The 9,033-nt window shown below is 69.5% G+C and carries 9 protein-coding genes and 1 pseudogene; 8 read left to right on the forward strand and 2 right to left on the reverse strand.

From position 1 onward, the window contains the following. Positions 1–120: 120 nt before the first annotated feature. The 5 genes from OKJ99_RS32775 (at position 121) to OKJ99_RS32795 (ending at position 3,902) form a co-directional block, all read left to right on the forward strand. A complete protein-coding gene (locus OKJ99_RS32775) occupies positions 121–570 on the forward strand; it encodes a DUF6278 family protein (RefSeq protein WP_326021675.1) in 450 nt (149 codons plus the stop codon). Between the two features lie 134 nt (positions 571–704). After that, complete coding sequence (locus OKJ99_RS32780; RefSeq protein WP_326021676.1) at positions 705–1,448, forward strand: amino acid ABC transporter ATP-binding protein; 744 nt, start codon at positions 705–707, stop codon at positions 1,446–1,448. Positions 1,449–1,468: 20 nt separating this feature from the next. Then, positions 1,469–2,380 (forward strand): glutamate ABC transporter substrate-binding protein, encoded by a 912-nt coding sequence (locus OKJ99_RS32785; protein ID WP_326021677.1) that lies wholly within the window; start codon positions 1,469–1,471, stop codon positions 2,378–2,380. 11 nt (positions 2,381–2,391) lie between these two features. Next, entirely contained in the window at positions 2,392–3,036 is a 645-nt protein-coding gene (locus OKJ99_RS32790) for an amino acid ABC transporter permease (protein ID WP_326021679.1), read from the forward strand. Further along, positions 3,033–3,902, forward strand: a complete 870-nt coding sequence (locus OKJ99_RS32795; protein WP_326021681.1) for an amino acid ABC transporter permease — start codon at positions 3,033–3,035, stop codon at positions 3,900–3,902. Before OKJ99_RS32790 ends, OKJ99_RS32795 begins: the two co-directional genes overlap by 4 nt. A 207-nt stretch (positions 3,903–4,109) precedes the next feature. Here OKJ99_RS32795 and OKJ99_RS32800 read toward each other — a convergent pair whose 3' ends face one another. After that, positions 4,110–4,877, reverse strand: coding sequence for a hypothetical protein (locus OKJ99_RS32800; protein ID WP_326021682.1), 768 nt, complete (start codon positions 4,875–4,877; stop codon positions 4,110–4,112). 103 nt (positions 4,878–4,980) lie between these two features. On the opposite strand from OKJ99_RS32800, the gene ggt reads away from it, so the two are divergent. Further along, positions 4,981–6,792, forward strand: coding sequence for a gamma-glutamyltransferase (gene ggt, locus OKJ99_RS32805; RefSeq protein ID WP_326021684.1), 1,812 nt, complete (start codon positions 4,981–4,983; stop codon positions 6,790–6,792). 228 nt (positions 6,793–7,020) lie between these two features. Here ggt and map read toward each other — a convergent pair whose 3' ends face one another. Next, complete coding sequence (gene map, locus OKJ99_RS32810) at positions 7,021–7,788, reverse strand: type I methionyl aminopeptidase (RefSeq protein ID WP_326021685.1); 768 nt, start codon at positions 7,786–7,788, stop codon at positions 7,021–7,023. A 63-nt stretch (positions 7,789–7,851) separates the two neighbouring features. On the opposite strand from map, the gene OKJ99_RS32815 reads away from it, so the two are divergent. Both OKJ99_RS32815 and OKJ99_RS32820 read left to right on the forward strand, forming a co-directional pair. After that, positions 7,852–8,103 (forward strand): helix-turn-helix domain-containing protein, encoded by a 252-nt coding sequence (locus OKJ99_RS32815; protein WP_326021687.1) that lies wholly within the window; start codon positions 7,852–7,854, stop codon positions 8,101–8,103. Positions 8,104–8,219: 116 nt separating this feature from the next. Beyond that, positions 8,220–9,033 (forward strand): annotated as a pseudogene (locus OKJ99_RS32820) (hypothetical protein); the annotation flags it as partial.

Genomic DNA, 9,033 nt, shown 5'->3' on the forward strand with positions numbered 1-9,033 from the left:
CGCGCGGTAAACGGGGGAACAACAACGAACGGGGACCGGTGTCCGGTTCCGGAACTCCACGCGGCGCCACCTCCGCGCGCCTGTGGTGCGGGCAGGTGCTCGGATGCCAATCTGGGCGATATGAAGATCCCTTTCGCGGCTCATTGGCGCAAGAAGGACGGTCCGGCCCACGGTGTCGCCGTGTTCCCGACCGGTGACGACGGTGACGAGAGTGAGAGCGGTCTCGTCGAACTCCTCTCCGAGTGCGAGCTGTTGCGTTCCCAGGCCGATGACGCGGGGGTCGAACTCGACGAGTCGGTGCGGTCGTTGGAGGCCCTCGACCAACTCGTGCCGCGCTGGCGGGAGGACGAGGACACGCTGCACTGGCTGGGCAACGACGCGGGACTCTACCTCGGCTCGGTCATGGTGCGGCACGTGTCGGGCGCCACCTGGGTGATCTGGGACAACGGGCAGCCGGTGGTGCGGCTCGAGTCGGGCCGCGACATCGACGTCGTGGAGGCCGGGCACGAGTGGGCGGCGAGCGGGGCGCCGGAGCTCTCCCAGTTCTACGCGGAGGCCGCCGAGTCGTAGGCCGGCGTTGCGGCGCCGCGTAGTTGAGCCTCAAATACGGTTAATGCCCATAAGTGCGTGTCGTCTGTTAAGTCCCATGTAAGCGTGGATAGTTTGCGCGGACCGACACAGCTGAAAGTGGGCAGGGACTGCCGATGGCCGTCGATCCGTTGATCGAGCTGCGAGACGTGAACAAGTACTACGGGGAGCTGCATGTCCTCCAGGACATCGACCTCACCGTCGGCAAGGGGGAGGTGGTGGTGGTCATCGGCCCTTCGGGGTCGGGCAAGTCGACACTCTGCCGGACGATCAACCGTCTGGAGACCATCGAGTCCGGCGTGATCCGGCTCGACGGCCGGCCGCTCCCCGAGGAGGGGAAGGCGCTCGCGCAACTGCGGGCCGAAGTCGGCATGGTCTTCCAGTCGTTCAACCTCTTCGCGCACAAGACGGTGCTCCAGAACGTCTCGCTGGCCCAGCTGAAGGTCAGAAAGCGCAAGAAGGACGAGGCCGACAAGCGCTCGCGTGAACTCCTCGACCGGGTCGGCCTCGCCGCCCACGCCGACAAGTTCCCCGCGCAGATGTCCGGCGGACAGCAGCAGCGCGTGGCCATCGCCCGCGCGCTCGCCATGGACCCCAAGGCACTCCTCTTCGACGAGCCGACCTCGGCACTCGACCCGGAGATGATCAACGAGGTTCTTGAGGTGATGCAGCAACTCGCGAGCGACGGCATGACGATGGTCGTCGTCACCCACGAGATGGGCTTCGCGCGCACCGCCGCCGACCGCGTTGTCTTCATGGCGGACGGGAAGATCGTGGAGGACCGCAGCCCCGAGGAGTTCTTCACCCATCCGGAGAGCGAGCGCGCCCGTGACTTCCTCTCCAAGATCCTGAAGCACTGACCGGGGGAGCGCACCAGCACATGATCGCCAAGTCGCTACGGCTGCTCGCCGCCCTGGCGGTGACGGCCCTGGCCGCCACCGCGTGCGGCAAGGAGGGCACCCCACCCGTCAAGGGGCCATCGGCCGCCGAGCTCCCCCAGTACAAGATCGCCCAGGGCTTCTCGCTGCCCGACTCCCCGACGTGGAAGAAGGCGGAGAAGCGCGGCCACTTCATCGTCGGCGCCAAGGAGGACCAGCCCTACCTCGGCGAGAAGAACCCCGCGGACGGCACCTACTCGGGCTTCGACATCGAGATCGCCAAGATGGTCTCGGCCTCCCTCGGCCTCGACCCGAAGAAGATCGCCTTCAAGACGATCGCCTCCGCCAACCGCGAGACGGCCCTGCAGAACGGGCAGATCGACTACTACGTCGGCACGTACACCATCAACGACCTCCGCAAGAAGATCGTCGGCTTCGCCGGCCCGTACTACATGGCAGGACAGTCGCTGCTCGTACGCACCGACGAGGAGGACATCAAGGGTCCTGACGACCTCGCGGGCAAGCGCGTCTGCTCCGCGGCCGGTTCCACGCCGTACCAGCGGATCAAGGCCGACTACCCGAAGGCCGAGCTCGTCGCGTACGACACGTACTCGATCTGTGTCGACAACCTGCTGACCTATCAGGTGGACGCGGTCACCACCGACGACGCGATCCTGCTCGGCTACGCGGCCAAGGTGCCCGAGGAGATGAAGCTCGTCGGCAAGCCGTTCTCCGAGGAGCCGTACGGCATCGGGGTCCCGAAGAAGGACAACGCGCTGCGGTTCGCCCTCAACGACGCGCTGGAGGCCCGTCAGAGAGACGGCGACTGGAAGAAGGCGTACGACGCGACGCTCGGCCTGTCCGGTGAGCCGGCCCCGAAACCGCCCGCCATCGACCGCTACCCGGCGAACTGAGGAGGCGTCCCATGAATGTCCTGACCGACAACCTCTCGCTGTACTGGAAAGGCTTCCTCGGCACCGTCGAGCTCACCTTCTTCGCGTCGATCCTGGCCCTGGTGCTCGGCTTCCTCATGGCGTCGTTCCGGGTCGCGCCCGTCGGATCCTTCCGGGCCTTCGGCACCGCGTGGGTCACCGTGCTGCGCAACACCCCGCTGACGCTGCTGTTCTTCGCGGTGCTGCTCGGCCTGCCGCGCTTCGGGCTCGTGCTGCCCTTCACCGTCTTCGCGATCCTCGCGCTCGGCTGCTACACCTCGGCGTTCATCTGCGAGGCGGTGCGCTCCGGCATCAACACGGTGCCCAGGGGGCAGGGCGAGGCGGCCCGCAGCCTCGGCATGACGTTCGGCCAGACCCTGACCCATGTGATCCTGCCGCAGGCCTTCCGGTCCGTGATCCCGCCGATCGGCTCCACGCTCATCGCGCTCGCCAAGAACTCCGCGATCGCGGGCGCCTTCAGCGTCGTCGAGCTGCTCGGCACCTACAAGACGCTCAGCGAGCTCGGCTACAACATCATCTGGACCTTCGTCTGGATCGCGATCGGATACCTGATCATCACGCTCGCCATCAGCGCCCTGTTCAACTTCCTCGAGAAGCGCTGGGGGTTCGCCCGATGAAGGCCCTGCGGCACGACGCCACCGCCCTCTACGACATCCCGGGCCCGAAGACCGAACGCCGGCACAAGATGTACGGCGCCGTCTCGACGCTCCTCGTGCTCGCCCTGGTCGGCTGGGTCCTGTACCTCCTCTTCGACACCGACCAGTTCACGTACACGAAGTGGATGCCCTTCGAGTACACGGGCATCCAGGAGCTGCTCCTTCGCGGGCTCGGCAACACGCTCAAGGCCTTCGCCATGGCGGCCGTCCTGTCGCTCGTGCTCGGCACGCTCCTGGCCGTGGGGCGGCTCTCGGACCACAAGCCGGTGCGCTGGATCGCGACGCTGTTCGTCGAGTTCTTCCGCGCCATGCCGGTCCTGGTAATGATCTTCTTCATCTATGTGGCCCTGAAGATGGAGCCGCTGGCCGCGCTCGTCGCAGGCCTGACGCTCTACAACGGCTCCGTGCTCGCCGAGGTGTTCAGATCTGGCATCAACTCGGTGGAGCGCGGGCAGCGCGAGGCGGCGTTCGCGCTGGGCATGCGCAAGACGCAGGTCATGACGCATGTGCTCGTCCCTCAGGCGGTGCGGGCCATGCTGCCCGCCATCATCAGCCAGTTGGTGGTGGCGCTGAAGGACACGTCGCTCGGGTATCTCATCACCTATGAGGAGTTCCTCCACGCCGGAAAACTGATCGCTTCCAACCTCGACTACGATTTGCCGTTCATCCCTGTAGTGATGGTGATCTCGCCGATCTACATCGGGATGTGCATGGTGCTGTCCTGGTTCGCCCAGTGGGTGGCCAAGCGTCAGCGGCGCAACCCCAAGACGGAGGCGGCCGATGTCGCCCCGGCCGAGCCAGGGACGCTGCTGCCGGGTACGCAGTAGCCGAATCGAAAGCATCGGCCCGTCCCCGCCCAGCGGTAGCCGGAGATCACTGCTCGCGTATCCAGGTTCGCGAAGTTCGTGAGGAGAAGGTCAGCTGCCGCGTGCCGGTCGGGACGTGCCTGCTTGCCGAGGATGAGCGGGCCCTTGTCGCATTCGTACGCGGCGGGGGTACCGCTCTCCTTGGTTTTGGGCGCCCCTCGGCGCCGGCTACTTGGCGCGGTGCGCGGCCCGGCTGCCATTGGCAGGCGCGGCGGGCAGCGGAGCCTCGGCCGCCTTCGTGACGTCGGCGACCACCTCGACGACGTCGGGCCCGTACGCCCCCGAGTTCACGACCTTCAGGAGCAGGACGAAGGAGCTGTTGCCGTGCTTGCGGGCGAGCCGCTCGTGGTGGCGCGCGAGATAGCGCGTGGCGGCCTGGTTGGTGATCGGCAGCTGCCCGCAGAACAGGAAGACCGGCCTCGCCTCGGGGGTGGCGGGACCGGCGGTCAGGCGGGCCAGGAGTACGTACTCGGTTCTGCTCGGCTCCAGGCGGTAGCGCTCGGAGCCGATCTGGAAGGCGCCGCGGTCCGGGCCCGGCTCGGGGTCGGTGTTGACCCGGATGCCGGGGAGCAGGCTGACCATGTGCGCGGCCATGCGTCTGTTGGAGGCGGGGCCGCCCACGCAGAACTCCGTACGCTCCCCGAAGCCCTGCTGCGTGGTGTCGTGGGCGACGACCTGGGCGTGCGCGTTGCAGTCCTTGATGAGCGCGGAGAGTTCGAGGAGGGCGAAGACGTCGTGGCGCTTCACCGTCAGCTCGGGGCCGCCCGCGTCGCGGTTCACGACGAGCAGCGACTCGGAGTTGTCGGGCAGCCCGAAGAACGCCTGCTTGCGGCGGAGCTTGCGCCGCCACAGGTAGGTGCGGGCGAGCCAGCCCAGCGAGGCGCTGATGCCCGCCGCGATCAGGCCGAGGACGATGTTGCGCACGTCTTCAGTCATGGGGGCGCACTCTAGCGGGATGTTCGACCGGGGTTCGAGGGGGTCCTGACGGCGCGGACCGATCAAGTTACGCTGCGCTGACGCCTGTTGACCGGAGGTACTGATGAGACGTTCAGTTGTGCGGAATCTGTCGGTCTTCGCCGCACTTGGCAGCATGGTGGCGGTGGGAGCCGCGGCGCCGCCTTCGTCCGTTTCGCGTGCGCCCGCTTCGACTGTGAAGGAACCGGTCGCGGTCGGCTCGGGCGGCGCCGTGGCGAGCGTCGACGCGGACGCCTCCGCGGCCGGTATCGAGGTGCTCAAGCACGGGGGCAACGCGGTGGACGCCGCCGTCGCCACCGCGGCCGCCCTCGGCGTGACCGAGCCGTACTCGTCCGGGGTCGGTGGCGGCGGCTACTTCGTCTATTACGACGCCAAGTCCCGCAAGGTGCACACGATCGACGGCCGCGAGACGGCGCCGCTGACGGCCGGCTCCGACCTCTTCCTGGAGAACGGCAAACCGATCGCCTTCAACGACGCCGTCACCAGCGGGCTGAGCGTGGGGACGCCGGGTACGCCGGCCACGTGGCAGTCGGCGCTCGACGCGTGGGGGAGCCGCTCCCTCGGCTCGGCGCTGAAGCCCGCGACGAAGCTGGCGAGCGACGGGTTCACCGTCGACGACACGTTCCGCTCGCAGACCGCGTCGAACGAGGCCCGGTTCCGCAACTTCCCCGACACGGCGAAGCTGTTCCTGCCGGGCGGGAAGCTCCCGGAGGTCGGCTCGACGTTCAAGAACCCGGACCTGGCGCGCACGTACCAGCAGCTGGGCCGGGAAGGAACCGGCGCGATGTACCGCGGCGACATCGGCAAGGACGTCGTGAAGACGGCCAACAAGCCGCCCGTGGACCCGGGTTCGGGATACAACGCACGTCCGGGGAAGCTGTCGGCGAAGGACCTCACGGCCTACGGTGCCAAGCTCCAGGCGCCGAGCCGGACCTCGTACCGCGGCCTCGGCGTCTACTCCATGGCGCCGTCCTCCTCCGGTGGCACGAGCGTCGGCGAGGCGCTCAACATCCTTGAGAACACGGACCTTTCGAAGGCCTCCGACGTCCAGTACCTGCACCGCTTCATCGAGGCGAGCCGCGTGGCCTTCGCCGAACGGGGGCGCTGGGTGGGCGACCCGGCCTTCGAGGACGTGCCCACGAAGGGGCTCCTCTCGCAGCGGTTCGCGGACTCGCGCGAGTGCCTGATCAAGGACGACGCCGTGCTCAAGAGCCCGCTCGCGCCGGGTGACCCGCGCCATCCCGGAAAGTGCGGCGAGGCCGGGGACAAGGCGGCGCCCACGACGTACGAGGGTGAGAACACCACGCACCTCACCGCGGCCGACAAGTGGGGCAACGTCGTCTCCTACACCCTCACCATCGAGTCGACCGGCGGCAGCGGCATCACCGTGCCGGGGCGCGGCTTCCTGCTCAACAACGAGCTGACGGACTTCTCCTTCGCTCCGGCGAGCGCGGAGGTGCACGATCCGAACCTGCCGGGTCCCGGCAAGCGGCCGCGCTCGTCGATCTCGCCGACGATCGTGCTGGACAAGGCGGGCAAGCCGGTGGTCGCGGTCGGTTCGCCGGGTGGCGCCACCATCATCACCACGGTCCTGCAGACGCTGACGGGGTTCCTCGATCGTGACCTGCCGCTGGTCGACGCGATCGCGGCGCCGCGGGCGAGTCAGCGCAATGCGGCGCAGACGGAGCTTGAGCCGGGGCTGTACGGCAGTGGGGTGCGGGCGAAGCTGGAGGCGATCGGCCACTCGTTCAAGGAGAACCCGGAGATCGGGGCGGCGACGGGCGTGCAGAGGTTGGTCGGCGGGAAGTGGCTTGCGGCGGCGGAGAAGGTTCGGCGGGGTGGGGGTTCGGCGATGGTCGTCTCGCCCGGCAAGTAGCGGCTGGTAGTCCTCCTCCTAGGCCACGGGGCTCCGCCCCGGACCCCGCGCCTCAATCGCCGGCGGGGCTGGAAAGATCGGGGCTCCGCCCCGTGCCCCGCGCCTCAATCGCCGGCGGGGCTTGATAGACCAAGTCCCGCCGACGGTTGGGTTTTTCAAGCCCCTGCGGCGATTGAGCAGCGGGGTCCGGGGCGGAGCCCCGGGGGCGCAACCCCGGTTCCGCGGGGGCTAGCGAGCCGTCAAGACACGCGGGCCGGACTCCGTGATCGCCACGGAGTGTTCCGCGTGGGCGGCGCGGGAGCCGTCATTCGTGCGGAGGGTCCAACCGTCGGACGACTCGTGGTAGCCGTCCCCACCGCCGCCGATGACCATGGGCTCGATGGCCAGCGCCATGCCGTGGCGCAACCGCATCCCCCGGCCCGGCCGCCCCTCGTTCGGCACCGGCGGATCCTCGTGCATCCGCCGCCCGATCCCGTGCCCGCCGAACCCCTCGGGAATCCCGTACCCGGCCTCGCGGCACACCGTCCCGATCGCGTGCGCGATGTCCCCGATCCGGTTGCCGACGACCGCCGCCCCGATCCCCGCGGCCAGCGCCCGCTCGGCCGTCTCGACGAGCCGTACGTCCTCCGGCCGCGCCCTGCCGACCGTAAAGCTGATCGCGGAGTCCCCGGCCCAGCCGCCCAGCTCCGCCCCGCAGTCGATCGACACCAGGTCCCCGTCCCGCAGCCGGTACGTCGTCGGGATGCCGTGCACGATCGCGTCGTTCACGGACGCGCAGATCACCGCGGGGAAGGGCGTCGGCGCGAAACTCGGCCGGTAGCCGAGGAACGGGGACGTCGCCCCCGCCTTGCGCAGCACCTCGCGCGCCACCTCGTCAAGGTCCAGCAGGCTCACGCCCACGGCCGCCTGCTCCCGCACCGCGGTGAGCGCGTCGCCCACGACCCGGCCGGCCTCCCGCATCGCGTCGATCGATGTGTCCGTCTTCAGTTCCACCATGCCAATAACTATACCGGTATTTAAATCCGGTACAAAAATTGGGGTCTCGGGTATCATGGGGGCATGGTCCGAACCCCCTTGACCCTCGAAGAGCGCGAGCGCGGCGAGCGCCTCGGCCGACTACTGCGCGAGGCACGGCTCGGGCGCAGCATGACGGAGGTGGCCGCGGGTGCGGGTGTCTCCGTCGAGACGCTGCGCAAGATCGAGACGGGCCGGGCGCCCACCCCCGCCTTCTTCACGGTCGCCGCGCTCGCCCGCGAGCTGGGGCTTTCCATGGACGAGCTGATCACGCACTGCGCGCTGATTCCTGTCTGACGGGCGCCGGTGTCCGCCCCGAAAAGCGCGCGTAGCACCCCCGTAACACGCGAGGTGTTTGCTTCCGGAGCGTAAGGCTCCAAGAAGGCTCCAGGGCGCGAGGATCGGCGGGGCGCGTGGTGGAAGTGGGACAACTCCCGGACCGGGTACGGGACTTCGCGGCATACCTGCAAGGTCTCAACGCCCGGCTCGACCAACGCGCCGGCTGGTGCGGCGTCTTCTGGCAGCGGGATCCCGAGGGCATGCGGGCCTGTCTCGACGGCAGCGAGGTGCCCCCGTGGGACGTGGTGGAAGCGCTGTTGAAGGACCTCGCCGCGACGCTGGGCACCGGGCACGCCGAGCGTGAGGCGGCCCGCGCCCGTGCCCTGTACCGCGCGTCCGCGCGCGCCCACGACGCAGGACCCGGCGGGCGCGCGCTGCTCGCCGACCGGATGGACGTGATGGCGCGCGAGCGACGGTACGCGGCGCGGCGCCTCCAGGAACTCGGCGCCCGCCTCGACTCCGTCACCGGCCAGGAGGAGGCCGACGCCGTCCGCCTCGACCTGGCCTGGGCGCACGACGATCACGAGCGGGCGACCGCGCGGCTCGCCGAACTCGGCACGAGGCTCGCGGAGTTGGGTCCCGACCCGATGCTCTCCGAAGTGCCTGCGTCGATCCCCGCTCCCGCTCCCGCTCCCGCGCCTGCGCCTGCGCCCGTCAAGGAACGCAAGCGCCGCCCCCGAGGCAGCGCCCGCTTCGCCGGGATGCCGGTGGAGGAACCGGAGGAGGCGGGAGCCGCGACCGCATCGGCCCCCGCTCCCGCCACCCCCACAGGCGCCCGTTTCGCCGGTGCCGCGCCCGGGCCGGACGGGACGGCGGCCCCTGCCCCACCCCCGCTCGGCGCCACCGCGCACGCCGACGTCGCGGCCACGGTCGCCCTCCTCGCCCGCC

Source organism: Streptomyces endophyticus, from assembly GCF_035798155.1.
Classification (GTDB): domain Bacteria; phylum Actinomycetota; class Actinomycetes; order Streptomycetales; family Streptomycetaceae; genus Streptomyces; species Streptomyces endophyticus.

Coding starts and splice junctions, on each gene's coding strand:
- OKJ99_RS32775 (WP_326021675.1), top strand. CDS start 121: ATGAAGATCCCTTTCGCGGCTCATTGGCGCAAGAAGGACGGTCCGGCC.
- OKJ99_RS32780 (WP_326021676.1), top strand. CDS start 705: ATGGCCGTCGATCCGTTGATCGAGCTGCGAGACGTGAACAAGTACTAC.
- OKJ99_RS32785 (WP_326021677.1), top strand. CDS start 1,469: ATGATCGCCAAGTCGCTACGGCTGCTCGCCGCCCTGGCGGTGACGGCC.
- OKJ99_RS32790 (WP_326021679.1), top strand. CDS start 2,392: ATGAATGTCCTGACCGACAACCTCTCGCTGTACTGGAAAGGCTTCCTC.
- OKJ99_RS32795 (WP_326021681.1), top strand. CDS start 3,033: ATGAAGGCCCTGCGGCACGACGCCACCGCCCTCTACGACATCCCGGGC.
- OKJ99_RS32800 (WP_326021682.1), bottom strand. CDS start 4,877: ATGACTGAAGACGTGCGCAACATCGTCCTCGGCCTGATCGCGGCGGGC.
- ggt (WP_326021684.1), top strand. CDS start 4,981: ATGAGACGTTCAGTTGTGCGGAATCTGTCGGTCTTCGCCGCACTTGGC.
- map (WP_326021685.1), bottom strand. CDS start 7,788: ATGGTGGAACTGAAGACGGACACATCGATCGACGCGATGCGGGAGGCC.
- OKJ99_RS32815 (WP_326021687.1), top strand. CDS start 7,852: ATGGTCCGAACCCCCTTGACCCTCGAAGAGCGCGAGCGCGGCGAGCGC.